General features: G+C 56.0%; 23 protein-coding genes, 1 tRNA gene and 1 pseudogene. 16 read left to right on the top strand and 9 right to left on the bottom strand.

Features of this window, described 5'->3' with window-relative positions; translation table 11 throughout:
• The first annotated feature begins 4 nt into the window (after positions 1–4).
• Positions 5–81, top strand: a tRNA-Met gene (locus IFT53_RS12525).
• Position 82: 1 nt separating this feature from the next.
• Here IFT53_RS12525 and IFT53_RS12520 read toward each other — a convergent pair.
• Entirely contained in the window at positions 83–577 is a 495-nt protein-coding gene (locus IFT53_RS12520; RefSeq protein ID WP_192064970.1) for a hypothetical protein, read from the bottom strand.
• Positions 578–739: 162 nt separating this feature from the next.
• A complete protein-coding gene (locus IFT53_RS12515) occupies positions 740–1,147 on the bottom strand; it encodes a hypothetical protein (protein WP_244656300.1) in 408 nt (135 codons plus the stop codon).
• A 38-nt stretch (positions 1,148–1,185) separates the two neighbouring features.
• On the opposite strand from IFT53_RS12515, the gene IFT53_RS12510 reads away from it, so the two are divergent.
• Entirely contained in the window at positions 1,186–1,329 is a 144-nt protein-coding gene (locus tag IFT53_RS12510) for a DUF1127 domain-containing protein (protein ID WP_192064969.1), read from the top strand.
• Positions 1,330–1,386: 57 nt separating this feature from the next.
• Here IFT53_RS12510 and IFT53_RS12505 read toward each other — a convergent pair whose 3' ends face one another.
• Both IFT53_RS12505 and IFT53_RS12500 read right to left on the bottom strand, forming a co-directional pair.
• Positions 1,387–3,495 (bottom strand): ATP-binding protein, encoded by a 2,109-nt coding sequence (locus IFT53_RS12505; RefSeq protein WP_192064968.1) that lies wholly within the window; start codon positions 3,493–3,495, stop codon positions 1,387–1,389.
• Entirely contained in the window at positions 3,492–4,232 is a 741-nt protein-coding gene (locus IFT53_RS12500) for a response regulator transcription factor (RefSeq protein ID WP_192065037.1), read from the bottom strand. The genes IFT53_RS12505 and IFT53_RS12500 overlap by 4 nt, the downstream gene beginning before the upstream one ends.
• Positions 4,233–4,470: 238 nt before the next feature.
• Between IFT53_RS12500 and IFT53_RS12495 the strand changes: the two genes are divergently transcribed.
• The 5 genes from IFT53_RS12495 (at position 4,471) to IFT53_RS12475 (ending at position 10,841) form a co-directional block, all read left to right on the top strand.
• A complete protein-coding gene (locus IFT53_RS12495) occupies positions 4,471–5,463 on the top strand; it encodes an ABC transporter substrate-binding protein (RefSeq protein WP_192065036.1) in 993 nt (330 codons plus the stop codon).
• A 116-nt stretch (positions 5,464–5,579) separates the two neighbouring features.
• Positions 5,580–6,605 (top strand): ABC transporter substrate-binding protein, encoded by a 1,026-nt coding sequence (locus tag IFT53_RS12490; RefSeq protein WP_192064967.1) that lies wholly within the window; start codon positions 5,580–5,582, stop codon positions 6,603–6,605.
• 96 nt (positions 6,606–6,701) lie between these two features.
• The gene (locus IFT53_RS12485; RefSeq protein ID WP_192064966.1) at positions 6,702–8,933 is read left to right on the top strand and encodes an ABC transporter permease; all 2,232 of its coding nucleotides are present in this window, start codon (positions 6,702–6,704) and stop codon (positions 8,931–8,933) included.
• Entirely contained in the window at positions 8,930–9,991 is a 1,062-nt protein-coding gene (locus IFT53_RS12480; RefSeq protein WP_042615715.1) for an ABC transporter ATP-binding protein, read from the top strand. Before IFT53_RS12485 ends, IFT53_RS12480 begins: the two co-directional genes overlap by 4 nt.
• A gap of 31 nt (positions 9,992–10,022) precedes the next feature.
• Complete coding sequence (locus tag IFT53_RS12475; protein WP_192064965.1) at positions 10,023–10,841, top strand: inositol monophosphatase family protein; 819 nt, start codon at positions 10,023–10,025, stop codon at positions 10,839–10,841.
• Between the two features lie 264 nt (positions 10,842–11,105).
• On the opposite strand, the gene IFT53_RS12470 is transcribed toward IFT53_RS12475, so the two are convergent.
• Positions 11,106–11,828, bottom strand: coding sequence for an SDR family oxidoreductase (locus IFT53_RS12470; RefSeq protein ID WP_192064964.1), 723 nt, complete (start codon positions 11,826–11,828; stop codon positions 11,106–11,108).
• Between the two features lie 62 nt (positions 11,829–11,890).
• On the opposite strand from IFT53_RS12470, the pseudogene IFT53_RS24055 reads away from it, so the two are divergent.
• The 4 genes and pseudogenes from IFT53_RS24055 to IFT53_RS12460 all read left to right on the top strand — a co-directional run.
• A pseudogene (locus IFT53_RS24055) lies at positions 11,891–12,148 on the top strand (helix-turn-helix domain-containing protein); the annotation flags it as partial.
• Positions 12,149–12,220: 72 nt separating this feature from the next.
• Positions 12,221–12,877 (top strand): LysR substrate-binding domain-containing protein, encoded by a 657-nt coding sequence (locus IFT53_RS12465; RefSeq protein ID WP_342365810.1) that lies wholly within the window; start codon positions 12,221–12,223, stop codon positions 12,875–12,877.
• Positions 12,874–13,101, top strand: a complete 228-nt coding sequence (locus IFT53_RS24050) for a hypothetical protein (protein ID WP_342365808.1) — start codon at positions 12,874–12,876, stop codon at positions 13,099–13,101. The genes IFT53_RS12465 and IFT53_RS24050 overlap by 4 nt, the downstream gene beginning before the upstream one ends.
• A complete protein-coding gene (locus IFT53_RS12460; protein ID WP_342365807.1) occupies positions 13,098–14,030 on the top strand; it encodes an AAA family ATPase in 933 nt (310 codons plus the stop codon). Before IFT53_RS24050 ends, IFT53_RS12460 begins: the two co-directional genes overlap by 4 nt.
• Positions 14,031–14,487: 457 nt before the next feature.
• Here the strand turns inward: IFT53_RS12460 and IFT53_RS12455 are convergent, their stop codons facing one another.
• Entirely contained in the window at positions 14,488–15,756 is a 1,269-nt protein-coding gene (locus IFT53_RS12455; protein WP_244656299.1) for a HAMP domain-containing sensor histidine kinase, read from the bottom strand.
• Positions 15,756–16,442: a response regulator gene (locus tag IFT53_RS12450; RefSeq protein WP_192096933.1), complete on the bottom strand. Its 687-nt coding sequence runs from the start codon at positions 16,440–16,442 to the stop codon at positions 15,756–15,758. Before IFT53_RS12450 ends, IFT53_RS12455 begins: the two co-directional genes overlap by 1 nt.
• 146 nt (positions 16,443–16,588) lie before the next feature.
• Here IFT53_RS12450 and IFT53_RS12445 point away from each other — a divergent pair, with 146 nt between their 5' ends.
• From IFT53_RS12445 to IFT53_RS12435, 3 genes are read left to right on the top strand one after another with little or no spacing between them, the layout of a single operon-like run.
• On the top strand, positions 16,589–18,010 hold the full coding sequence (locus IFT53_RS12445) for an efflux transporter outer membrane subunit (protein ID WP_192064961.1): 1,422 nt from the start codon (positions 16,589–16,591) through the stop codon (positions 18,008–18,010).
• Positions 18,010–19,125 (top strand): efflux RND transporter periplasmic adaptor subunit, encoded by a 1,116-nt coding sequence (locus IFT53_RS12440; RefSeq protein ID WP_192064960.1) that lies wholly within the window; start codon positions 18,010–18,012, stop codon positions 19,123–19,125. The genes IFT53_RS12445 and IFT53_RS12440 overlap by 1 nt, the downstream gene beginning before the upstream one ends.
• Positions 19,122–22,205 (top strand): efflux RND transporter permease subunit, encoded by a 3,084-nt coding sequence (locus IFT53_RS12435; protein WP_192064959.1) that lies wholly within the window; start codon positions 19,122–19,124, stop codon positions 22,203–22,205. The genes IFT53_RS12440 and IFT53_RS12435 overlap by 4 nt, the downstream gene beginning before the upstream one ends.
• 281 nt (positions 22,206–22,486) lie before the next feature.
• On the opposite strand, the gene IFT53_RS12430 is transcribed toward IFT53_RS12435, so the two are convergent.
• Positions 22,487–22,642, bottom strand: coding sequence for a hypothetical protein (locus IFT53_RS12430; protein ID WP_192064958.1), 156 nt, complete (start codon positions 22,640–22,642; stop codon positions 22,487–22,489).
• A gap of 80 nt (positions 22,643–22,722) precedes the next feature.
• On the opposite strand from IFT53_RS12430, the gene IFT53_RS23970 reads away from it, so the two are divergent.
• On the top strand, positions 22,723–22,857 hold the full coding sequence (locus IFT53_RS23970; RefSeq protein WP_274604080.1) for a hypothetical protein: 135 nt from the start codon (positions 22,723–22,725) through the stop codon (positions 22,855–22,857).
• Between the two features lie 68 nt (positions 22,858–22,925).
• Here the strand turns inward: IFT53_RS23970 and IFT53_RS12425 are convergent, their stop codons facing one another.
• Entirely contained in the window at positions 22,926–23,957 is a 1,032-nt protein-coding gene (locus IFT53_RS12425) for a LacI family DNA-binding transcriptional regulator (protein ID WP_192065032.1), read from the bottom strand.
• Between the two features lie 165 nt (positions 23,958–24,122).
• On the opposite strand from IFT53_RS12425, the gene IFT53_RS12420 reads away from it, so the two are divergent.
• On the top strand, positions 24,123–25,070 hold the full coding sequence (locus IFT53_RS12420; protein ID WP_192064957.1) for a dihydrodipicolinate synthase family protein: 948 nt from the start codon (positions 24,123–24,125) through the stop codon (positions 25,068–25,070).
• The last annotated feature ends 104 nt before the right edge of the window (positions 25,071–25,174 follow it).

Genomic DNA, 25,174 nt, shown 5'->3' with positions numbered 1-25,174 from the left:
GTAACGCGGGGTGGAGCAGCCCGGTAGCTCGTCAGGCTCATAACCTGAAGGCCGCAGGTTCAAATCCTGCCCCCGCAACCAATCAAAATTGTAAATTCGACCATTCAGAATATTTGCGTTCAAGCTCCTCACCATACTGGTCGAGGAGCTTTTTGCGTTTGGCCTCCGTGTCGATCTCGCCAGACGCAATTCGCGCCATCAAATCGTTGCCTGCTGCGGCAAGGAACTGCTGCTCCATGAGATCCAGAACCTCCATGGATGCCATGATGGTGGCGATGTCGCCATGCACCTGCAGCCTCGCCGGCTGATGGCCCGGTGTCTTGCCGATCACCACGGTCTGCATGAGATCACGCACGATTGGCATCAGTCGCTGCTTGGCGTCTTCGTCGGCATTGTTACGGGCAAGGAATAGCAGCTTGCGGATGGCAACCTCGACATTATCAGGATTGAACTGATGCTTCACCGTCGCAATTTCGGCGCTCGGTAGCGGCAAGCTCCAAGGCGAGCTGCTCACGCGTGACTTCCAGTCCATCCAGTTGGTCGTCGAGGATCGCAAGGCGCGGTCGGCTTTCGGCATGCCGGTCCTGGATCTGTTGAATCAGACCTGCCTGTGTCGATTTGATTTTTGCAAGCTCTGTAGCAATCTGATCTTTGCGGGAGGGGACGCTCTTCAGTTTGGTCACCTCATGGCCGATAATCTTGTGCGCAATCCGGTCGAAGATATCGATTGAGTAGAATGCTACCGGAATGCAATTGAGGACGCGCTCTTCGAGTTCTTGGTGTGTGATGGTTTTGCTGTTGCTACAGCATTCGCCGCCAAGCTCGTCGATCGGTAAACGCTTCTTGCGGTTGGTACAGCTATAGCGTCCTTTCCGCTAATCGCATAATGTCCGCCGCATTCCGCACATTCCAGCATACGGCTCAGGAGATATTCTGGACGATGCGTCGCGTTCAGCCGGCTGGACGAAGACGTATCGTAGTCTTCACGCGCCTCGGCCCGGAGCTTCTTGACCCTGTCCCACTGCTCGTCCGAAATGATCCGCAGATCAGGGCGTTCATGAAACATCCACTGTTCCTGATCATTTGCGCGTGAGGTGCGCCATTTAGTTGTCAGTTTCTTGCGGTAGTTCTGCTTGTTCCAGATCATCTTGCCGACGTAAAGAACATTGTTCAGGATTCCAGAGAATGTTGACGGACAAGAGTGTCTCGAGGCGCAAGTACCGTCAGACCGTTTCCGGACTTGGCTGGATGAGCTCTCGGGAACTGCAGGACCTTGGCATCAACCGCGACGGCATACAAAGCGTTCTTCGCCAGTCGGTCGGTCGCTGAAGCCTGCCATCCGCGCGGGTTTCTCTTTGCTTGGCACTGTAACTGTAAGAGATGACATCACTTGGCATCGGTTTTCAGCGGGAAAGACAATTGCACAGTCGTTCCTTCGCCTTGTCGCGAAAATATCTGCGCCTCGCCGCCGCTTTGTCGGACAAAACCATAGACCATCGCCAGACCTAGGCCCGCTCCGCCCTGATCGCTTCGCGTGGTGAAGTAGGGTTCGAAAGCCTTGTCCACCGCATCCGGCCTCATGCCCGTTCCGTTGTCATCCACTTGCACCAGCAACAGATTTTCCGTTCGTCTAGCGCGGATAACGATCAATCCACCGTCGGGCATCGCGGCTGCCGAGTTGAGGCACAGGTTGAGGATCGATTGTTCAAACAGCGCTGGGTCGAGAGGAATTTTAGGGAAGCCCTCCTCAAGATCGAGCCTGACCTGGCATTTCGCCCCGACAGCAATTTCCAGAATATCCGCCATTGCGCGCAACAGGATTGCAATATCCATCGCACTGGGATGAATGGGATGCTGGCTACCGACTGAAAGCATGCTGCTGGCAAGCGCACGCCCACGGTCTGCGGCCTTGCGAATGCGTGCCAAGTGTCGCTTCTGACGGTCATTGAAGCCAGCTTCTCGATCCAGCAGGCCTAGGCTGCCGGTGATGATGCCAATCATGTTGCCGACCTCATGACTGACCTGATGCGTCATGCGCATGATGCCATCGAGACGCTGGGCCTTGGACGCTTCTGCTTCCTGCCGGTCCATTGCCGTCACATCACGCGCCAGAAGCACGATTCCTCTATCAGGCTGGCGTGAGAGCGAGATTTCGATGACCTGCTGATCGTCTGCACGGTGTCGAACAACGGCGCGCTCTTGCAATGTCCCGGAATGCGCGTGGCAAGGCAAAAGATCAGGATCAATTTCTGGAATGGCCTGCGCGAATTTTCGCAGCGGCGATTTGCGCGATGCTGCTGACTTTCCGATAAGATCGATCACGCGGCGGTTCATCGTGATCGGTTCACCTGCCGCGTCGAACAGGGCAATGCCTTCGTTCATGTTGCGAAATGTGGACCGGATCGTGCGCGCGGCGGCCTCGGCGGTGCGGCGTAGGCGCGTAACGCGCTCTACGCTGTCGTTGAAAGCCTTGAAAGCATCGAGAAGCCGAATGAGCTCCGTCTCGTTACCGCTATAGGATGGAGGACCGACGTTCTTGTCACCCTTTGCAAGCGCATTCATTCCCTTCGACAGGGAAACGATGCCGCGCGACACGCGCATGACAGAGTGGATCGAGAAAATAGCAACGACGAGCACCAGCAAAGAAGCCAGCGCAACGGTGATCAACAGCCGGTAAAGCGCGTTGGATGTCGAAAGCAGGTCGTCGTTCAGCCCCTGCGCCACGGCATCGCTCTGGGTTTCGGTGGCATGCGACAGATCGCGGGACACATCGTGTAGCTTCGATACGGACGCGCGGATGGTTAGCATGCCGAGGAGGTATTTGGTTTGCGCCTCGAAGACACGGTCATAGGGTAGAAGCCGTTCGGCTGAAACTCTGACATCCGGCGCTGATCTGTTCTGACGTGCCTCTGTCTCGGCAATATAGCGGCGGCGAAGTTCACCCAGTTGAAAAAGGCTATCGGACGTTGCGGCCGCCTGCACGATGCCGTTCAACTGGCGTCTGAGTGCGGCGTCTTCGACACCGTCACCCGTGGCGATCTCACTCAGCGCCGCTGCGGCCTTCGCTTTATGATCCTGCGCGGCATCAGCATTCCTTGCCAACTCTCTGGTCTGGGTGTGAATGAGGTTAAGCAGTTCCACGATCTGGCCACTGGCAAAACCTCGGATAACGGAGTCTTCACCGTCACGATCGATCATGCTCAGCAAACCATCGACCTGCGCAACGACAGCGCGGCTTTCGCTGGATACCCGGTAGGGTGATGCGGCGTTCATGAGAAACGGTGCGCTTGATACCAAATCTGAAACCTGTCTCGAAATGAGAGACGCTTTTGCCAGGCTGGAAAAGGCTTGCAGCCCATAGGCCGCCATCTCGTTGCGCGCGCGTTGCAAGCCGAAGATTGCCGTTGCAGACAGGCTGAACACCAGACAGCAGATAAATACGATTGCGAATGGCAGGCGGAAAGCAATCGATGAGAGAAACGAACGGCTGATCACGGTAAAAGCTCTGCCTCATCTGTGTGTAGCACATAACCTTTGCCGCGCCGTGTCTTGATGTGGCGGGGTAAGTCTGGATTGAGCTCTATCTTTCTGCGCAGGCGCAGCACCAGCACATCGACATTGCGATCGATGTAGCGCTCGCTCTCAGTGCCAAGGCAATCTAGAATCTGGGCCCTACTGACTGGCTGGTTGGGGGTGCCCGCGAGTATCTCGAGCAGCGCAAACTCCGCCGTTGTCAGCGTGCGGCTGCGGTCCGTCAGGCATGTCGCCTGCCGCCCATCCAAATCGATAGCCCAATCTCCAAGCCGCAGTGACGACCGCGTGTGATCCTTTTCGATCTCCTTGTCGTGCTTCAATGCGGGGATCGTCCGGCGCAGTACGGCCTTCATGCGCGCCGTCAGCTCAATCGGCTCGAAAGGTTTTACGACATAGTCATCGGCTGCGGTTTCCAGCCCCAGCACACGATCTGCAGCACTACCGGCGGCGGTGACCATGACGATACCGATATCGGATTGAAGCCGCAGTCGCTGGGCGAATGTTCGCCCTGAAGTGCCGGGCAGATTATGATCGACCAGAACCAGATGAACCTGTTCCCGCGCCAATATCGCCGTCGCTTCTTCCGCCGACCCCGCACAAATCGGTATCCAATCCTCTGCCTCCACGAGATCGGATATCAGCTCCGCCATATCAGGATCGTCCTCGACGATCAGAATTCGCACCTTCTGGTTCAGCAATGTGTAGTCCTCCCGATTACACCATACGAGTTTGGCCATCGATGTTCAAAGACTAGCTGATGATGCACTTCGACATAAATGTAATGAATGTAATATTCTTCGGCACTGCGGTGCAAAATTGGTAATCATTCTTCGATTGCACCGACCCGCAAATCTGACATGCTCACTGCGGAGATTGGAACGGGGAGGTTCCAAGAGGGAGGCTCTGTTGAAAGCACGACTGGCTACAGTAACGGGATTGACGGCATGGCTTTGCGCTGTGGCCCCCGGCTTGGCCGACACCAGTCTCAACGTGCTGTGTGGCACCGACGAGGCGTGGTGTGCTCAAATGAAGCAATCCTTCGAGGCCCAGTCGGGCATATCCATTTCCATAACCCGGAAGAGTACCGGCGAAATACTCGACCAGATCAGGTCGGAAAAATCCGCACCGACAGCCGATGTCTGGTGGGGCGGCACCGGCGACACCCATCTTCAGGCGGCATCCGAAGACCTGCTTGAGATCTACGTGCCGAAACATCAGGTCGACATTTTGCCGTGGGCGCAAAATTTCTTCAAAATGTCCGGGCAGCACTCCTCTGGCATTTATGCAGGCGCCCTTGGTTTTGCTTATAACGTGCAAGTTCTTGCACAAAAGGGTCTCCCGGCACCGACCTGCTGGAAAGATCTCGCGAACGACGCCTACAGGGGCCTCATACAGGCTGGCAACCCGAATTCATCTGGCACCGCTTTTACCATGCTCGCGACACTGATTCAGCTTTTTGGGGAAGACGAGGCCTTTCGGGATATCGGCGCGCTGAACCGCAACGTTGTTGAATATACAAAATCCGGCTCGGCACCGGTCAAGGCTGCGGCAAGAGGGGAGACCTTGATCGGCATATCGTTCATGCATGATGCTGTGACCCAGAAGGAAGAGGGCTTTCCGCTTGTGATCGTCGCACCTTGCGAGGGCACGGGCTACGAAATCGGCGCGGTCAGCATCGTCAAAGGCACCACGCACATCGAGGCCGCGCAACGCTTTGTCGAATTTGCCCTGAGCCCGGAGGGACAAGCGACAGGCGCAGCAGCAGGTCAGAATCAGGTGCCTTCGAATGCCAGAGCTGCGCTCCCCCCGGCAGCCCCGGATATCTCGCTGATCAAGATGGTGGACTACGACTTCGCGACCTTCGGCCAACCCGGCGAACGAAGTCGGCTTCTCAGGCGGTTCGATGCGGAAATAACAGCGACGCAGTAACCGCACCCCGATTTTTCAGACACTTACCCAAGATCAAGCGGCATGGACGTCCATGCCGTGAAGGCGAAACTGCGCCTTTTGGACATACTTTATCGCAAGCAACAGGAGGATATCGCATGCGACTTTCAGCACTTTCCATTCTATTTTTTTCCGGGGTATCCCTCGGGGCGGTTTCGGCACAGGCCGCCGGTGAACTCAACGTCATTTGTTCTGCAGATGTGGTGATTTGCGAACAGATGAAGGGCGACTTCGAAAAGTCCCACGACATCAAGGTCAATATGGTGCGCCTGTCATCCGGCGAAACCTACGCGAAAATTCGGGCCGAAGCCCGAAATCCAAAAACCGATCTATGGTGGGCAGGCACCGGTGACCCACATGTGCAAGCGGCATCCGAAAACCTGACGATGGAATACAAATCACCCATGCTGGACCAGTTACAGGACTGGGCCCAGAAGCAGGCCGAAAGCACAGGCTACCGCACGGTTGGTGTCTACGCGGGCGCACTCGGCTGGGGCTACAACACGACGATCTTCAAGGACAAGGGTTACAAGGAGCCATTGTGCTGGGCCGATCTGCTTGCCCCGGAATTAAAGGGTGAAATTCAGATTGCCAACCCCAACTCCTCCGGTACGGCATATACCGCACTGGCCTCCCTCGCGCAGATCATGGGTGAAGATCAAGCGATCGACTATCTCAAGAAACTGAACGCCAATATTTCTCAATACACCAAATCGGGCTCGGCACCGGTGAAGGCTACCGCACGCGGTGAGACGGCGCTGGGCATTGTCTTCATGCATGACGCCGTTGCCCAGACTGCCGAAGGCTTCCCAATAAAATCTATCGCCCCCTGCGAAGGCACTGGCTACGAAATCGGCTCCATGTCGATCATCAAGGGCGCGCGCAATCTGGACGATGCCAAAGTCTGGTATGACTGGGCGTTGACGCCGGAAGTGCAGTCGCGAATGAAGGATGCTAAGTCCTTCCAACTGCCATCCAACAAAAAGGCTGAAGTGCCGAAGGAAGCACCAAAGTTTGAAGACATCAAGCTGATCGACTACGACTTCAAGACATATGGCGATCCGGTCAAGCGCAAGGCTCTGCTAGAGCGCTGGGACCGTGAGGTTGGCGCTGTCGCCAACTGATCCAACGCGTCTGGGCCGGGTAGACAACACCCGGCCAACTTCTCCGGTGCCGCTGATGCACTCCCATTTCCTTTCGTAAAACGAGCGAGGTAGGCCATGAAACGTGGCAATCGCAGGCTGGACATCGTTCTGGCACTTGGGGCAGCGGCCCTCCTTCTTCTTCCCTGGTACAGAATTGAACGGGGCTTTTTCGGCTTCGGCTGGATCTCGGACTTCTTGTCGTCCGACACCTCTGCACCGGCACTTTTACAGATCGCCTCCCATGGCAAGCTCTGGCTGATCGGCGTCCTCGTGATGTTTCTGACGGCGTGTCTGGTCAGACCGATCAACGACCCGATGAAGCGCGGGTGGCTCTTGTCCCTCACAGGCATCCTGGGCCTGCTGTTTCTCTCGCTTCAAGGATTTGCCATCGGCTTTACGGGCTGGACTTGGACCATCAGTGAAACGCTGTTCGGGCAGCTCGCAAACGGTCAACCCGCCATGGGCGCGGGTGCGGTGGTAATGGCCGTGGTTTGCGTCCTGCTCTTTTCATTCGGCCTTGCAGAACGGGGCGTCATGAAGGGCGATGCATTCATCGTCGCCTCGATATCACTCCTGATATTTCTGGTCGCGATCTTCGTCTTTTACCCCATTGGCAGCATGTTTACGGCGTCGGTGCAGGACTTCGACGGCTCCTTCAATCCTGATGGCTTCATTCGCAACCTGCAGGACCCGGGCATCTGGAGCCTCGGCTGTGTTTTCGGCGAAGAGCGTTGCGGCGTGGCGTGGCGCACCCTTGCACTTGCGCTGATGACGGCCTCTGCATCCACCCTGCTCGGCCTCGGTTTCGCGCTGGTCGCGACACGTACACGCTTTCCCTTCAAAAAAGGCCTGCGCCTGCTGACCGTTCTGCCGATCATCACGCCGCCTTTCGTCATCGGCCTTTCACTTACTCTGCTATTCGGCAGAGCGGGCGTCGTTACCGAAGGCCTTTCGAACCTGTTTGGCATTGAGCCGGGACGCTGGCTTTATGGCCTGACCGGCATCTGGATTGCGCAAGTCCTGTCGTTCACGCCCATTTCCTTCCTCGTTCTCATCGGCGTCGTGGAAGGTGTGAGCCCCTCGATGGAAGAGGCATCGCAAACCTTGCGCGCAGACCGCTGGCGCACCTTCTGGCGCGTCTCGCTGCCCCTGATGAAACCCGGTCTCGCCAACGCGTTCCTGATCGGGTTCATCGAAAGCATGGCTGATTTCGGCAACCCGCTTGTGCTGGGTGGGAGTCACGGTGTGCTCTCGACTGAAATCTTCTTTGCCGTCGTCGGCTCGCAGAACGATCCATCCCGTGCGGCGGTGCTTGCCATGGTTTTGCTCTGCTTCACGCTTTCCGCCTTTTTGGCGCAACGTTTTTGGCTGTCAGGCAAGAATTTTGCGACGGTAACCGGCAAGGGCGATAGCGGAGCACATATTGCTCTTCCTCGCGGACTGTCCATCGGTGTGCATGCCGTCGTCGTGCCGTGGATGCTGTTCACGATAGTCGTCTACGGCATGATCCTGATCGGCGGCTTCGTCAAAACCTGGGGTCTCGATAATTCGCTGACACTAGACCATTATATCAGAGCCTTCTCCGTCGGCTTCAACAATGGCAGCATTGCCTGGACCGGCGTTGCCTGGAATTCGTTCTGGACGACCATGAAAATCGCTCTGATTTCTGCTCCTCTGACGGCTGCTGTCGGGCTTTTGACGGCCTATATCATCGTCCGCCAGAAGTTTACCGGGAAGAATGTTTTCGAATTTGCGCTGATGATGAGTTTTGCCATTCCCGGAACGGTCATTGGTGTCAGCTATATCATGGCGTTCAATCTTCCGCCCATCGAAATGACGGGGTCTGCTCTCATCCTGATCGCCTGTTTCGTTTTCCGCAACATGCCCGTCGGCGTGCGCGGTGGTATCGCGGCCATGAGCCAGTTGGACAAAAGTCTCGACGAGGCATCGCTAACATTGCGGGCGGACAGTTTCCGTACCATTCGCAAGGTCATCCTGCCTCTTCTGCGTCCAGCAATCACCGCTGCTCTCGTCTATTCATTCGTTAGGGCCATCACGTCGATCAGCGCCGTCATTTTTCTCGTCAGTGCGGAATATAACATGGCCACCTCCTACATCGTCGGCCTCGTTGAAAACGGAGAATATGGCGTGGCGATCGCTTACTCATCCATGCTCATCGTCGTGATGATCACCGTTATTACGGGCTTCCAGCTCATTGTCGGCGAACGACGCCTCAGACGCGAGAACCGCGTCGCCGGTGTCACGACCGCTCCCACCGTTCCTCTCGCTCAGGAGAAAGCCGCATGATCAAGGTAAAACCCGGCTCCGTCACCTTTCAAAATGTTCGCAAGACTTTCGGTGCATTCACAGCCATCCCCGACCTCTCCCTGACTATCGAGCCGGGAACACTGGTAACATTGCTTGGGCCTTCAGGCTGCGGCAAAACCACGACGCTTCGAATGCTGGCAGGGCTAGAGCATCCAACTTCCGGCCGCATTCTGATCGGCGATACGGATGTGACGATGCTGCCAGCAAACGAGCGTGACGTCTCGATGGTATTTCAGTCCTATGCACTTTTCCCGCATATGACCGCCCTCGACAATGTTGCCTATGGTTTGCAATCCTCCGGCCTTCGCAAAAACGACGCGCGGGAAAAGGCGGAGGAGGGCCTGAAACTCGTAGGTCTCGCAGGCATGGGCCAACGTCTTCCAGCAGAACTTTCCGGTGGGCAGCAGCAGCGTGTGGCGGTCGCCCGCGCGCTGGTTCTCGAGCCGCAGGTTCTGTTGCTGGACGAACCCCTGTCCAACCTCGATGCGCGCCTGCGGCGCCGCGTGCGCACCGAAATCAGGGAGTTGCAGCAGCGTCTCGGCTTTACAGCCGTCTATGTAACCCATGATCAGGACGAAGCTTTGGCTGTCTCGGACCGCATCATCGTGATGAAGGATGGCGAGATTGCCCAATCAGGTGCGCCGCGTGAGCTTTACGAGGCCCCCGCATCCCCCTTCATAGCTGACTTCATGGGCGAAGCGAATGTGATTCCCTGCGAGGTTATCCGCGTCGAAGGCGAGCAGGCGGTCATCCGCTTGGCAGGTGTCGATTATTCCGTGAAAGGCCGTGGCGCGAAGCCGGGCTCCGCTAAGCTCGCCGTCAGACCCGGCTCTATCATCATCGGTGCGGGGGGTGGCAATGGGCTGGCAGGGCGCGTGCTCCATAGCGCCTATCTTGGCGGCCACATCGAATATGAAGTCGAGACGGATGTCGGCACGCTCTTCATCATAGACCACGCCATGGAGGCAAGCATGCCGACTACAAGCGATGTCACGCTCGGGTTTAAAAGCCGTGGTATCGCGCTGATCAACGGCTGAAACGTTGGAACTGCAATCAAAGGACATGACAATGATGACACATGAAAGCGCTATCGAACTGCGCTTTTCCCTCGCAAAGACAATGGCCGAAAAAGCTGGCGCTCTGGCCCTGGATTATTTCAACAGGCGTGAAACACTGGTGATCGAGACCAAACGCGATCTTCACGATGTGGTTTCCATCGCAGACCGCAACGTCGAAACTCTTCTGCGCGAACACGTTGCCGAAGCGTTGCCGGAAGACGGATTTCTGGGTGAGGAATTCGGTTACACCGAGGGTAAATCCGGCTTCACTTGGGTCGTGGATCCGATTGACGGGACTGCCCCCTTCGTCAACGGCATGCCGACATGGTGCGTTTCCATCGCTGTGGTTTATAACTGCATTCCGGTTGTCGGCGTCATCAAAGTACCCTGTGAGGACGAACTTTATGCATCGGCCGAGGGTTTAGGCGCGACACTCAACGGCAAGGTGCTCCGGCTCGAACCCGCTCGCACGATCCAAAATGCGCTGACGGGCATCGGCAGCAACAATTACGTCACACCAGATCGGGTCGGCGGCATCATCTCATCCCTGCTGTCCATCGGCGGAAACTTCATCCGAAACGGCTCCGGCGCACTGATGCTGGCCTACGTGGCGGCTGGGCGCCTAGTCGGTTATTACGAACCGCACATGCGGGCCTGGGATTGTATGGCGGGGTTCTGCCTCGTCAAACAAGCCGGTGGAAGATACATGCCGTTTCCTTGCGACAGTGAGAATCTGACGCTCGGCAGCCCTGTCCTCGCCTGCAACCCAACCGCCTATGACGAGCTTTTCGACATTCATAATACAATGGCAGGAAGCGATCAGTCGTAGTGCAGACCATTCCGCTTTGAAAAGACGCCACGGGCTGAGACTTTGTTCGGTTCGTGGATTTGTTTTCTTTGTCGACCAGCTTGAGGCTGGAATTTACGGGCGATCTTGCGCTTAAAATGATCAACTAGTTATGGATGTCTGCTCGCGATCTCAGAATTGGTCACCGCAACCATGGCGCACAGGCTCAATACAAAAATTGCCACTCTCTGCTTCAATGTTTGGGGCTAACCCGCGCACAGTTGGTGCGAGTGAGCGACCGCGCCATTACCATGGCGCTTGGCTTCTTTCGAAGAAGAACCCGCCCGTTGGCCCGGAGGCATCTTGGCACGCCAGCCAGACAATTGTATCTGCAGCCTGCTCGACTGTCCGATATCCGGTGTGGTTGTTGAAATCCGTCTTCGTGTAGCCAGGGTCGGCGGCATTGACCTTGATCCCGTCCTTCGCAAGGTCCTTGGCCAAAGACAGGGTGATCGCATTCAGCGCCGTCTTGGAGCTGTTATACGCCAGAATGTTCACGGCGTGGTAGGGGTGTGCGGGATCAGAAAGCCATGTCAGCGATCCAAGACCACTGCTGACCATGATGACATTGGCTTGGCCAGACACACGAAGCACAGGCAAAAACGCCTGCGTCGTTCGGATCGGGCCGAAAACGTTGGTCTGGTACACAGTTTCGATTTCACTGATTTCCTGTGCCCCCGGAGCGGTATAACTGCCTGGAATACCAGCATTGTTGATTAACACATCGAGCTTCCCATCGATAGCGGACACGGTTGCCGCTGCGTTCTTGACGCTATCGTCATCCGCTACATCGATAGCAATCACTCGCACGTTAAGACCCTCTGAGGAAAGCTTTTGGGCCGCACTTGCACCCCGCGCTGCGTCTCGACTACCTAGCCATACGCGATAACCGAGCCGGCCAAGCTGCCGGGCTGTCTCGTAGCCGATGCTCTTGTTAGCGCCCGTAATCAATACAGACTTAGCCCTCATGTTATTTCTCCTGGTTTGAATGTGGTTGAAGGTTTTGACTTTCAACAATCGGCCCGAAGCCGATGCAGTCAAATCTAGCATTGATCGATTGTTTGATAAGATACCCGAAACCGGCTAGTCTGATCGCCATGGCGAACAGCGATCAACTTCCTATGGACGATCTGTCCATCTTTCTTTCGGTGTGCGAGACCGGTGGTTTTCGTAAAACCGCTAAGCGCCTTGGGTTATCGCCATCAACGGTCAGCGAGAAGGTTGCTTTGCTGGAGACCCGTTTGGGGGCTCCTCTCCTCATAAGAACCACGCGGAGTGTAAGCCTGACGGAGGTAGGGCGGACGCTTGCGGAACGTCTGTCGCCGCTTATGCGCGAAACGCGAGCGGCACTGCAGGATGCCATGAGCTCTCAGGACGAGGTGAGGGGTCAACTCAAGCTGAATGTCACCGGGGCCGTCATGGTCGATATACTGCCTCCGCTCATTGATCGTTTCCTGATCCGTTTTCCAGATGTACGAATTGAGATCGTCGTTGAAGACAGACTTGTCGACATCACGGCTGCTGGATGTGACGCTGGTATCCGCTACGGTGAGCATCTGGCGCAGGATATGATCGCTGTTCCCATCGGCCCCAAGTTTCAGCGTCTGGCTCTCGCAGCATCACCTGGTTACCTTGATGCGCGGGGCGCGCCTTCGCATCCAAGCGATCTTCTCGCCCACGACTGCATCCGGCTTCGGTTCTCGAGCGGCGCGCTCACGGCCTGGGAGTTGGAGTGCGGGGATAAGTCCTTGATAGTCGATCCTCCAAGTCGTGTCATCATCGGTGTCGATGCGGCACCTGCTGCAATTGAGCTGGCGCGCGGTGGACATGGCATCATCTGTACTTTTGAGAATTGGCTTGATCCAGCCTTGAAGACCGGCGACCTCAAGCCAGTCTTGCCACAATGGTGGAGCACGTTCGATGGCCCCCGGCTATACTTCTCGAGCAGGCTCATGTCGGCATCCCTCAGAGCGTTCGTTGATCTGGTGAGAGAAGAGAGAAACAAGGATAGCGCATGATCCTGACGATCGCCATTTCGGGTTATCGGTCCCTTCGTAACCTCGTCCTGCCGCTTGAAAACCTTACCGTCGTCACCGGTGGGAACGGGGCAGGAAAATCGAGTTTCGCGCGCTACGCCTTCTGGCAGATGTCGCGCAGGGACGGGCTATCGCATCATTGGCGGCAGAGGGTGGCCTGCAATCAACGATATGGGCTGGGCCGGAGGCTTTTTCGCGCAGCATGAAAGACGGCACAGTGCCGGTGCAGGGGACGGTGCGTAAACATCCGGTCGCACTCAAGCTTGGGTTCGCATCGGATGACTACGGTTACGCGATCGATCTGGGATTGCCTGTGGCTCCACCCCAGCCAAGCTATTTTGCGCTTGATCCCGTCATCAAGGCAGAAGCGGTGTGGGCAGGTGAAGCGTTGAGCCGCCGAAATGTGTTCGCAGAACGTGCAGGGCCAGCCGTGACCGCTCTTTCCGAAAGCGGTCAACGTCAGGTGTTGCAGCACGATCTCGCATCATTCGAAAGCATGATGACGCAGTCCGCTGACCCCAAGAATTTACCTGAACTTCGGTATTTGCGTGCCCAAATGAGTGGGTGGCGTTTTTACGATCACTTTCGAACTGATCCCTCTTCGCCTGTGAGACAGATGCAGATTGGTACCCGAACATTGGCCCTGTCATCCGACGGCGCCGATCTGGCTGCAGCTATCGCGACGATCCGGGAAATTGGCGATGCGGCGGGCTTTGATGCCGCTATCGAAGATGCTTTTCCCGGCAGCACAATCGAGATCAAGACGGAGCGAGGGCGCTTCGAACTGCTGATGCGCCAGAAGGGTTTGCTGCGGCCGCTTTCGACGCCAGAACTCTCCGATGGCACTTTGCGTTATCTGCTGTTGGTGGCAGCTCTATCCACGCCGCGGCCTCCATCCCTGATGGTGCTCAACGAGCCTGAAACCAGTCTGCATCCCAGCCTCCTTGCGCCCCTCTCTCGTTTGATCATCCGGGCGTGTGACCGGTCTCAACTGCTCGTCGTGTCCCATGCGGAGGAGTTGGTTTCGCAACTTGACGCTGAGGGAAAGGCTTTGATGGTGCGGCTCTCCAAGGTCTTTGGCGAAACGGTGGTTGAAGGGATCGATTCACCTGCATGGAGTTGGCCTGCACGATAAGCATTTCCCAACGCAGATTTGGTAACGTTTTGCGCAAACATGGTTGATTTGACCTCGTACCTTTTTGCAAGAGCGAAAGGCAACTCATCAAGAGCGGCTGCAGTGTAACCAGAACCTTCAAGTATTTTTAAAAATACCAACTTTGACTGCTCGGCATAAGGTTTTGCCGGCGCTCCCCCCCGCTTTGATCGAAGTGTTGATTGCTACAAACGAATTGGCACCGTCGCGAGGGGAGCAAAATACGACTTGTAAAAAGTTTCCCGGTCACTGGTTAACAAGGCAAAACTCCTTATAGACAATGATCACCATCCATAAAGAGCCAGAGCTTAAGCGCTGTAAACCTCGTGAATCGTTGGGTAAATTGTAGGCTTGTAGTGATGTTTATCGGGAACGGGCACTATACCATGAGCTTCCATTCAACACCCAATATGGACGGCTAACTCACTGCCCTGGCCTCTCAAGAACTCGCTGGGATCGTGAGTTCCACGCGTAGACCTCCTGACGGCGTATTGGTGGCAATGGCGCCGCCGCCATGCCATTCGGCCGCGCGACGTGCGATGGCAAGGCCGAGGCCAAAGCCTGAGCGGGTGGTGACGGTAGAGCTTTGTGAGAACGGTTGGAAAATAGCGTCCAGCTCCGCCTCCGGTACGCCGGGGCCCTCATCCTGGATTGACAGCGAAAGTTGCTGACCGTGTACTTTCGAGGTGACGAGAACAGATGTTTTGTCTCGGGTGTAGGCAATTGCATTGCGGATCACGTTTTCTAGAGCCCGGTAAATCAATTCACCATTGACCGAAGCCACGAATGTATCGACGCCTTCATACTGAACTTTGATATCGCGGGATTGGCCTTCGAAACTCGCATCCTCGACAATCTCTCTAACAAGATCGACAACATCAATGGTTTGCCGGTCAAAGCGCGTAGCCTGTCGTTCCGAAAGCCTGGCCAAAGTTAGAATTCCCCCGACCAATTCGTCCAGGCGCTCGACCTCTTTTCCCATCCGCTCGATCATTGCCGTCAACCGCGCTGGGTTTTGTTGTAGAACGCCTATGGCCGCCTGCAATCTTGACAGGGGGGAGCGTATCTCGTGAGAGACGTCGTGAAACAACTGTTGCTGTGCAATCTGCAGTTCCTGAAGGCGTGCTGCCGTAATGTCGAGGTCGTGCGCCAGAGAGGCGACTTCGTCGCGCTTGCTGCCAATTGTATGGGCAATTCGAACATCAAGTTGGCCATCTGCAATGGCTCGCAGCCCATATCTGAGTTGCTCTACAGGGGTGATAAAGTACCGAGCGAGCCAGTAAGCCGCTCCCGCCGCAGCCACGAGTGCGGCCAACCATGGAACTGTCCGCGGCCAGGTTTTTGAAATGACACCCTGATGGGAGCCGGCAATCTCGACCTCGTAGCAATTCCCGTTGCTCACCGCATTCGCAATTATATCATGTCCCGCCTTCACCACACAGTCGATTGCTGGACCAACCGGGCTGATGCGAATGGATAATTCGCGACCGGTACGCTGCATGGCTGCCACCAGCTTCTTTGCAACGTCCAATCCATCTGATTGCAAGACATGGGCCGTTATTTCCAAGGCTAGCCTGTGTTCGCGGTTGGTGACTTCTTCTTCAAAAGGGGATTGGAACAGAGTGCTGATGGTAAACAACAGCGCTATCGACCCTGCCATGGCCAGCCAAACCACGGTGAAAAATTTCCAGAACAGTCGATGCATCATTAGCCCTCTAACAGCTGATAGCCGCGTCCTCTTACAGCCTGAATCCAGGGCTGCCCGTCTTCGCGCGTTCCGAGCTTTTGGCGGATACTGCTGATATGGACGTCGATGCGACGGTCGAATGCCGTCAGAGGTTTGCCGAACGCGCGAAGGGAGATATCCTGTTTGGATACGAGCTGTCCGGAAGACCGAACAAGAACCTCGAGCAGGCTGAACTCGGTGCCGGTCAGTTCTAGCTGGGAACCGCGCCACTCCGCTCTGCGGTTCGACGGATAAAGCATTAGTGCGCCGGTCTTTAGTATTTCCAGTGATCCATCCCGCTCGGTCCGACCGGAGCGACGCAGAATGGCGCGGATTCGAGCGGCCAACTCTCCTGGCGAACAGGGCTTGGCAACATAATCGTCCGCGCCCAGATTGAGCCCGGATATTCGATCAATGTCATCTCCGCGTGCTGTGAGCATCAAAACCGGAACATCGCTAACCTGCCGGATTTTCCGCAGCACATCGAGGCCGTTTATCCGTGGCATCATGATGTCAAGAACAATGAGATCGATCAACGAGGTTGTAGCTGCGGCGATACCGGTTCTGCCATCGTTCGTGGTGTCAACGGAGAAGCCTTCTTCGGTCAGATATTCGCAGAGCAGATTTGTCAGCTCGCTGTCATCATCGATTAAAAGCACCTTGGGCATATTTTGCATCCGTCGCGTCGATGCTTCCACTTTTAAGGCCTAACGACCGCAAAGACAGCACTTTTACCTAACTTAACAGCTTCTTGACCGAGATTAACATCGCGATCCCTATAGTGCAGCCGACAGCTTCAAGGCAGCCCGGATTCATGCGTATAGTTTTCTCTTCAGTTTCCATCATCGCCACTTTGTCGGTGCTCACCGGTTGCACCAGCCTTGGTGCCCTCAAACCTTCGAGTTCTGTTGTGGCACCCTATTGGCACGCGACCCTGCCACATGGAGGTCGCTCTACGGATCTTGCAGCGTGGTGGGCAAGCTTTAAAGATCCTTCGCTGACGGAATTGCTGACACTGGCGGAACTGGAAAATCCGACCGTTCAAGAAGCCGTCGGCAATATCGACAAGGCGCGTGCCACGCTCGACAGCGCACGAGCAGGACTCTTCCCGTCGTTGGATGGATCTGCCTCCGTATCGCGCGAGGGAAACAAAGGGGATGACGTAAACAAAACTGTGGCTGGTACGAACAAGAGTGGTGGTCTAGACGCCTCCTGGGAACTCGATTTGTTCGGCAAGACCAAGAAAGAAATGCAGGCTGCGGCTTCGAGAGCCCAGGGCAAGGTCTGGTCTTGGCATGACGCGCGGATTTCCATCGCAGCCGAGGTCGGCGACTACTATGTCCAGTATCGCGCGTGTCGCCAGTTGGAACAGCTTTATCGCGACGAGCTCGCATCGCAAAGAGAGACAATACGCGCCACTGAAAAGTCAGCACAGTCCGGCTTCACGTCAACGGCCGATCTGGCGCTCTCCCGCGCGAGTGCGGCGACATCCTCGTCAAATCTGACCGCTCAACGCGGTGACTGCGAGATCATCATCAAGTCACTGGTCCAACTGACCGCTACCGATGAGGTGGTGATCAGAAATTTGCTGGACAAGGGAAAAAGTCGCATTCCACAGCCTTCTTCGTTGCGGATCGCCTCCGTACCGGCAGAGGTTTTAAGGCAAAGGCCTGACATCAATGCGCTGGAAGCCGAGGTCGCAGCAACGGTTTCAGATGTTGGCGCAGCGAAAGCTGACCTTTATCCCAGTCTCAGCCTGAGTGGATCTATTTCCATCAGCGAATCCACCGTAACCGGCAGATCGGCACCGTGGTCTTTCGGCCCCGCATTGTCGATACCGCTGTTTGATGGCGGCACCAAAACGGCTGCCATCAGAAGTGCCGTGGCGGATTACGATGTTGCTGTCGCAAGTTATAAGTCCGGTGTCCTGACGGCTGTGGCCGATGTGGAGACAGCCCTTATTCGCGTCAACACCGCTTTGAAGCGCATTGGCGATGCCAAGACAGCCGCTGATAACTATCAAAGCTATTTCCGCTCGGTCGATGAGAACTGGAAATCCGGTGGCGTCAGTATTCTCGACCGGGAAGAGGCTCGTCGTTCGGCACAGTCGGCTGCCATCACCCTCATCGAAATCAGGCGCGACGCGGTCCAGTACTGGATCGCCCTCTACAAGTCTCTCGGCGGCGGCTGGGCTGCCCCTGCTGGCGCGCCAATTGCTGTTAATGGAACCCACTGATGCGTAGATTTACCTTCATTCTGGTCGCGACGACTTTCGCGTTGACGCCTCATCTTGCGCGCAGCGAGGACACCAAGCAGAGCAGTGCTCAAGCCGCTGCCTTGACCGTTTCCGTTGCCGCTGCGCAGACCCTGGAGTGGCCCGTCACCATACCGGCAAGTGGTCGTCTTGCCGCGTGGCATGAGGCGGTGATCGCAGCCGAGGTCAGCGGCCTGAAAATCGCGGATGTCAGGGCAGATGTGGGTAGTAAGGTCAAAAAAGGAGATCTGCTCGTTCAGTTCGACACCGCGACCGCTCAAGCAGATCTTGAACAGCAGCAGGCTACCGTCGAAAAGCAAGAGGCAGCGCTCGATCAGGCCGTTTCAGATGCGGATCGTGCCCGAGGACTGACGGGGTCTGGCGCATTGTCGAAACAGCAAACAACAGAGTATCTCATCAGCGAGCGCAAGGCGAAAGCCGACGTTCTCTCTGCCAAAGCTGCGCTGGCATCTTCGCAACTGACACTGGACCGCACAAAGGTTTACGCCGTTGACGACGGGATCATATCTGCACGCTCCGCCTCTCTCGGAAATGTCGTTAATGCCAGTGACGAACTGTTCAAGCTGATCCGGCAAAACAGGGTCGAATGGCAGGCCGAGTTGCCAGTCAAGCGGTTGGCCGATGTCAGAGAAGGAACGAAAGCGATTATACCGACACCGGATGGCGATATCAGCGGCGAGGTTAGGTTGGTTTCCCCCACTACGTCGACGAATAATGGTCGGGTTATCGTATATGTGATGCTCCAGCCAGAGGCGGGGATGCAAACTCCCAAAACTGGAATACTGGCCAGCGGCTATTTCGAGTTCGACTACACGGATGCGCTGACCGTGCCGGCGACCGCCGTGACGCTGCGGGATGGATTTGCCTATGTGTTCATTCTGAAAGAAGCCGAGAAGGTGACAGTGACGCGTAAGCGCGTCGAGACAGGCCGGCGTCAGGGAGATCGTGTCGAAATCCTCGCCGGCATCGAAACGTCCGACAAGGTTGTGACGTCAGGTGGTGCCTTCCTGGCGGATGGCTCTGTGGTGCGGGTCTCTGATGGCGTGGAAACGGCAAAGACGGAGGAAGCAAAGTGAATTTCTCCTCCTGGTCCATCCGCAATCCCGTTCCGCCCATTTTGCTTTTCGTGCTGATGACCGCCTGCGGTCTGTGGGCATTCAATCGTCTTGATGTTCAGAATTTCCCGGACATGGATCTTCCAACCATTCAGATCAGCGCTTCGCTGGACGGTGCCGCAGCATCGCAGCTGGAAACGGAGGTGGCGCGCAAGATCGAGGATGAGCTGACGGGGCTTTCTAAGCTGGATTCCGTTACCACCACAATCACTGACGGCGTGGTGAGTATTTCGGTTGCCTTCGAAGTCGGCAAGGACACACAGGAGGCGCTGGATGAGGTGAAAAGTGCCGTCGATCAGGCGCAGAGCGACCTTCCGGCGGAAATGAATACACCGACCGTGTCCAAGCAATCGCTGAACGCTTCTCCGCTCATCACTTACGTCGTGCATTCGGACAAACTGGATGCGGCGGAACTCTCATGGTTCATCGACAACGATCTTTCGCGCGCATTGATGGCCGTGGATGGCGTCGGCGAAGTGGGACGCCTCGGCGGTGTGGACCGAGAAATCCGGGTCGAGCTCAACGCAAATCTGCTGGATGGGCTGGGCCTGACCGCCAATGACGTCAACAATCAGGTCGAAGCCGTGCAATCCGATCTGTCGGGTGGCAAAGGCAGGATTGGTGGCGCGAGCCAGTCTGTGCGCACTCTGGCAACCGTCAACAGCGCCGAACAACTCCGGTCATTGCCCATCCCGCTGCCTGCAGGAAACTGGGTTCGGCTGGACGAAGTTGCAACTGTGAAAGATACCCACAATGATCTGACCTCGCTTGCCTATCTCAACGGCAAGCCCGTCATTGCCGCCCAGATCAAGCGGTCCAAGGGCTATTCCGATACCGCGATTACCGACAAGGTCCGTGAGGCGATGACCGCGTTCGCCGCTGCCCATCCTGAAGTGACCATAGAAGAAGCCTATAACACCGTCGTCCCGACCGAGCAGAACTACGAATCCTCGATGCACATGGTCTATGAAGGTGCGCTAATTGCGGTGTTTGTGGTCTGGCTGTTTCTGCGAGACTGGCGTGCAACGCTTCTGGCCGCAGTCGCATTGCCGCTTTCGATCATACCCACGTTCCTCGTCATGTATCCGCTGGGTTATTCGCTGAACACCATCACTTTGCTGGCGATTTCTCTGGTGGTCGGGATTCTCGTTGATGATGCGATTGTCGAGATCGAGAATATTGAGCGACACCTCAATATGGGCAAAAGTCCTTTTGATGCGGCGATGGAGGCGGCCGATGAAATCGGTCTGGCGGTGATCGCCACCACATTCACGCTGGTCGCGGTATTCCTGCCCACAGCCTTCATGGGCGGCATTCCCGGCATCATCTTCAAGCAGTTCGGCATCACCGCGTCGGTTGCCGTTCTAGCTTCGCTTGTGGTTGCACGATTGGTAACGCCGATGATGGCGGCCTATTTGATGAAGCCGAGTGGAAAAATCCACGAGGAGGATGGCCTGATGATGCGGGGCTATCTGTGGCTTGTGAAAGGCGCATTGCGCCGCCGCTGGATACCCGTTCTCGGAACCTTCGGTTTTCTGGCCTTCACGATTTTGCTGCTCTCCCATCTCTCGACCGGCTTTTTTCCCGCCTCCGACAACAGCCAGACACAGGTCACGCTGACCACGCCCTATGGCTCAACAATCGAAGCAACCGATGAGGCAGCGCAAAAGGCATCCAAGATCATTTCGGGCGTGGACCACGTCACATCGGTGTTTCAGGCAACGGGCACAGCCTCCACGGGCGGCATGAACAGCACATCAAATTCAAGCACCAATAGTGCTACCATCGTGGTCAATCTGACGCCGATCGATGACCGCGATATCAAACAGGCGCAGATCGAAAATGATTTGCGAAAGGCGCTGGAGCAGTTGCCCGGCGTGCGCCTGGAAATAAGTTCCGGGGGCAATGGCACGACGCTGACCCTGACACTTGCAGGCGATAACTCAGACCTCCTCGAACAGGCGGCAGCGGCTCTTGAGGCTGATATGCGCAAACTTCCGGGGATTGGAAATGTGACCTCATCGGCTGCTATGCAGACGCCGGAAGTCACCATCAAGCCTGATCTGGCGCAAGCGGCTTCGCTTGGTGTCACATCCAAGGCTATCGCCGAGGCTATTCGCGTGGCGACGTCTGGCGCCTATGATACAGCGCTGTCGAAACTCAATCTGCCGGAACGGCAGGTGGCCATTCGTGTGATGCTCGACCCCGTGACCCGCCAGTCCCTTGATGCGATATCGCTGATCCCCGTCGAGGGCAAAGACGCCAATGTCTCACTCGGTACCATTGCCGATATCTCTGTCGGCTCAAGCCCCAGTCAGATTGACCGACTTGACCGATCACGCAATGTTTCGCTGACGGTCGAGTTGAATGGCCGGAACCTCTCCGATGTTACGGCAGAGGCTGCAAAATTGCCCAGCTACCAGAACCTGCCGCAGGGCGTAAAATTTATCGAGCAGGGCGAATTGAAACGGCAGAGCGAATTGTTCAGCAGTTTCGGCACCTCCATGGCAATCGGCATTTTTTGCATCTATGCCGTTCTGGTACTATTGTTTCATGATTTCCTGCAACCCGTCACGATTTTGATGGCGTTACCGCTGGCGCTTGGCGGGGCATTGTTACCGTTGGTGCTCACAGGAACAAGCTTTTCGATGCCTGCCGTTATCGGTTTGATCTTGCTGATGGGGATTGTGTCGAAAAACTCGATCCTCCTCGTGGAGTACGCTATCGAGGCGCGGCGGGCTGGCATGCCTCGCTACGATGCCCTTGTCGATGCTTGCCACAAGCGAGCACGACCCATTATCATGACGACCATCGCTATGGCCGGGGGCATGCTGCCGGCAGCGCTTAGTCTCGTCTCGGGAGACTCAAGCTTTCGCCAACCCATGGGTATCGTTGTGATAGGCGGATTGATTACATCCACCTTTCTAAGCCTTCTGGTCATTCCGGTCGTCTTTACCTTCCTAGATGACGCACTTCTATGGCTTAAGGCGAGGACTGGAAGGCGCGATATCAAACAGGCGGAGGAATATTCCACGTCCTAAGTCTAACGCGTCCAAGACCTGCCGTGCTCGCCCCAGCGTTGCAACAGGTCGCCGACAACTGCGTCCCAAAGACGGAGATATGTTGTTCAAGACGATCCTCCTGTGCGATTTGCTAGGCACTGGTGAACGAGATCGCGGACTGGAATTTCTAGTTCACTGACGGTCCTGATGAGATCGACGCGAAAGAACAGGGCTGTCGTCGGTTCGATTCATTCAAGGCGCAGAATTTGCAAGTCTCCGCGTTATCAGGCCCCCGCAACCAAAAATATTGGTAACCGCTTTCATTCAGAATATTTGCTCTTAAGCTCCTCACCATACTGGTCGATGAGCTTTCTGAGTTTGGCCTCAGTGTTAATCTCGCCGGAGGCAATCCGCAAAATCAGATCGTTCTGGGCAGCGGCCACGAACTGCCGCTGCATGACGTCTGTTACATCCATCGACGACATGATGGGCGGCAATGTGCGTGGAATTGCAGAGATGCCGGCTTATTGTCAGGTGCTTGGCCGATGATGCCCTTATGGGTTTGGTCGCGCAAGATCGGCATCAGTCGCTGTTTGACGTGCTCATCGCCATTGTTGCGGGCGAGATAGAGGAACTTGCGGTTAGCAATCTCGGTCCTGGCGGTGACCTTCGACCCAAATTTTCCTTCTGATTAGGTAGGGAGACAGAAAAGTGGCGACCATCTCAGATCTGATTTGGGTGTGCGACGTTCAACAGCCTTCAAGACCTAGGCTTGGTCGAGCTCTTTCTGGGGATGAGCGTCGGAGCCGAGATGCGGATGCGATCCTCGCTTGCGGTTGTTCCGCTCGCGAGCAGATCCAGAGCGTTCGATGCGATCTGATCAAAAGGTACACGCAGCGTAGTTAGTGGTGTCGGAAGGTGGTTGACGATCGGAATGTCATTGTATCCCACAACGGAAACATCGCCAGGCACGGATAGCCCCATGCGTGACAGACCGGACAGGGCTCCGATGGCGGTGTTATCGTTGACGGCGAAGATTGCTGTCGGACGATCATGCAGGCCCATGAGTTGTTGAGCAGCATCGGCGCCAGCATCAATACCAAACGTAGAGGGGACGATGTACTCCATGCAGACAGATATGCCTGCCTCTTCTAGGGCCTGACGATAACCTTCTACACGTCCGATTGAGCTTGAAGCATATGACGGACCGGCAATCACTCCGATGCGTCGATGCCCCAGATCCAGCAGATGTCGTGTTGCAAGATATCCACCCAATCGATCATCACCAACAGAGGAGAGGCTTCGACCATCACCGCGCAGAGCCAGAACAAAAGGTATCCCTCGAGCCGTGAGGACCTCTGGGAAATCGTCGTCTTCACGCGCCGTCGACAAGATCAATCCATCGACGCCTCTTTTGAGAAGAGACTCTGCCGCAAGCCGGTCAGCTTTAGGCTTGTCGTCGGTCGTAGCGACAATGGCGAAGCGTCCTGTTTTGCTGCACGCCTTGGCCAACGATTCATAAAGCATCGCCATGACCGTATCCGTCAACCGAGGCACGATCACGCCAATTGTCATGGTGTTGCCGCGTCTCAAGCTCGCTGCCGAGACATCGCGCATATATCCCATTTCCTCCGCGATCTCTCGCACACGCCGGGACGTGGCATTGTCAGAACGGGGGAGGCGTTCATCGAGAATTCGCGACACCGTCGACTTGGACACCCCTGCGGCTGAGGCGACATCGAGGATGGTTACTCGTGGTTGACGGCCTGCCTCTTTAGACGCTGCTTCCATTTCTGTTTTTTTCGCCACAGTTATCCTCACATTCGCTAATGCGGACCATGCATTAAAAAAATTATTGACACCAGTAAAATCCAGATCGATATTGGGAACGTTCCCATTAACGATCCCACCACTGATCGCAAGGCGGACAGTGGCTATCTGAGGAGGAGATATCCCATGCAAGCAATGGACATGAGAGGCCTGAGCCCTGCGCCGGTCACCGCATTTACCCGTGAAGGTGAAGTTGACTTCGCGGCCAACGCCCGTATCGCGAAATGGCTTGCCGGAATGGATGGCGTAAAGAGCCTGGTCATTCTGGGCCACGCCGGAGAAGGAACATTCCTGACGGAAGAAGAGCGGCTCAAGCTTATTCGCACCTATGTCGAGGCTGTGGACGGCCGCATCCCGATCATCGCCGGTATCACTGGCGAAGGAACAAGGGTCGCCGCGCAAGAGGCAAAGAAGTGCAAGGCTGCTGGTGCGACAGGTGCGCTCGTCTATCCGAACCATGGTTGGCTGCGGTTTGGCTTTCAAAAAGGCGCACCTCAGGATCGTTACAAGGCGATCTGGGAAGAATCCGGGCTTCAGTGCATCCTGTTCCAGTACCCTGATGTGACCAAAGCGTCCTATGACCTCGATACCCAGCTGGCGATCGCGACCCAGGAAGGCGTCGTTGCGACCAAGAACGGCGTGCGCAATATGAAGCGCTGGTACGTCGAAATTCCTGAGTTGAAAAAGGCCAACCCGAAACTTCAAATCCTCAGCTGCCATGATGAGTGGCTGTTGCCGACCATGTTTGATGTTGACGGCTTGCTGGTTGGTTACGGCAATATCGCTCCGGAGTTGCTGATTGAGCTCATTAATGCAGGCAAGGCACAAAACTATCCTGAAGCGCGAAAGATTTTCGAGCGTTTGCTGCCGGTTACTCGCGCCGTCTATCACAGAGGCTCCCACATGGAGGGCACAGTTGCTCTCAAACTCGGCCTCGTTCACCGAGGTGTGCTGGACCATGCAACCATTCGTGAGCCGCTGAAGAACCTCGGCGAAAAGGCCGAAGCTGAAATCTTTGCCGCCTTTGAAACCGCAGGTATCGGCCGTGTCGAGCAATTGATGGCGGCTGAATAATGTTCAAAAGCCCCCGTTGAACAGGCGGGGGCTATTGAATGACTGGGGAGAAAATCTTGCCGCACATCAGGGAGTGATGTGATGCACCTGCGCAATCCGTGAAA

This window comes from Rhizobium sp. CFBP 13644, assembly GCF_014842165.1.
In the GTDB taxonomy this organism is placed as follows: Bacteria; Pseudomonadota; Alphaproteobacteria; order Rhizobiales; family Rhizobiaceae; genus Agrobacterium; species Agrobacterium tumefaciens_C.
The sequence above is the reverse complement of the archived record's forward strand: the minus strand, read 5'-3'. Positions and strand labels throughout refer to the sequence as shown.

Excerpts from the sequence above, each read along its gene's own strand:
- IFT53_RS12520 (WP_192064970.1), bottom strand. The coding sequence starts at position 577 with ATGCCGAAAGCCGACCGCGCCTTGCGATCCTCGACGACCAACTGGATG.
- IFT53_RS12515 (WP_244656300.1), bottom strand. The coding sequence starts at position 1,147 with ATGATCTGGAACAAGCAGAACTACCGCAAGAAACTGACAACTAAATGG.
- IFT53_RS12510 (WP_192064969.1), top strand. The coding sequence starts at position 1,186 with ATGTTGACGGACAAGAGTGTCTCGAGGCGCAAGTACCGTCAGACCGTT.
- IFT53_RS12490 (WP_192064967.1), top strand. The coding sequence starts at position 5,580 with ATGCGACTTTCAGCACTTTCCATTCTATTTTTTTCCGGGGTATCCCTC.
- IFT53_RS12485 (WP_192064966.1), top strand. The coding sequence starts at position 6,702 with ATGAAACGTGGCAATCGCAGGCTGGACATCGTTCTGGCACTTGGGGCA.
- IFT53_RS12480 (WP_042615715.1), top strand. The coding sequence starts at position 8,930 with ATGATCAAGGTAAAACCCGGCTCCGTCACCTTTCAAAATGTTCGCAAG.
- IFT53_RS12475 (WP_192064965.1), top strand. The coding sequence starts at position 10,023 with ATGATGACACATGAAAGCGCTATCGAACTGCGCTTTTCCCTCGCAAAG.
- IFT53_RS12470 (WP_192064964.1), bottom strand. The coding sequence starts at position 11,828 with ATGAGGGCTAAGTCTGTATTGATTACGGGCGCTAACAAGAGCATCGGC.
- IFT53_RS12465 (WP_342365810.1), top strand. The coding sequence starts at position 12,221 with ATGAGCTCTCAGGACGAGGTGAGGGGTCAACTCAAGCTGAATGTCACC.
- IFT53_RS24050 (WP_342365808.1), top strand. The coding sequence starts at position 12,874 with ATGATCCTGACGATCGCCATTTCGGGTTATCGGTCCCTTCGTAACCTC.
- IFT53_RS12460 (WP_342365807.1), top strand. The coding sequence starts at position 13,098 with ATGAAAGACGGCACAGTGCCGGTGCAGGGGACGGTGCGTAAACATCCG.
- IFT53_RS12455 (WP_244656299.1), bottom strand. The coding sequence starts at position 15,756 with ATGATGCATCGACTGTTCTGGAAATTTTTCACCGTGGTTTGGCTGGCC.
- IFT53_RS12450 (WP_192096933.1), bottom strand. The coding sequence starts at position 16,442 with ATGCCCAAGGTGCTTTTAATCGATGATGACAGCGAGCTGACAAATCTG.
- IFT53_RS12445 (WP_192064961.1), top strand. The coding sequence starts at position 16,589 with ATGCGTATAGTTTTCTCTTCAGTTTCCATCATCGCCACTTTGTCGGTG.
- IFT53_RS12440 (WP_192064960.1), top strand. The coding sequence starts at position 18,010 with ATGCGTAGATTTACCTTCATTCTGGTCGCGACGACTTTCGCGTTGACG.
- IFT53_RS12430 (WP_192064958.1), bottom strand. The coding sequence starts at position 22,642 with ATGGATGTAACAGACGTCATGCAGCGGCAGTTCGTGGCCGCTGCCCAG.
- IFT53_RS23970 (WP_274604080.1), top strand. The coding sequence starts at position 22,723 with ATGGGTTTGGTCGCGCAAGATCGGCATCAGTCGCTGTTTGACGTGCTC.
- IFT53_RS12425 (WP_192065032.1), bottom strand. The coding sequence starts at position 23,957 with ATGGAAGCAGCGTCTAAAGAGGCAGGCCGTCAACCACGAGTAACCATC.
- IFT53_RS12420 (WP_192064957.1), top strand. The coding sequence starts at position 24,123 with ATGCAAGCAATGGACATGAGAGGCCTGAGCCCTGCGCCGGTCACCGCA.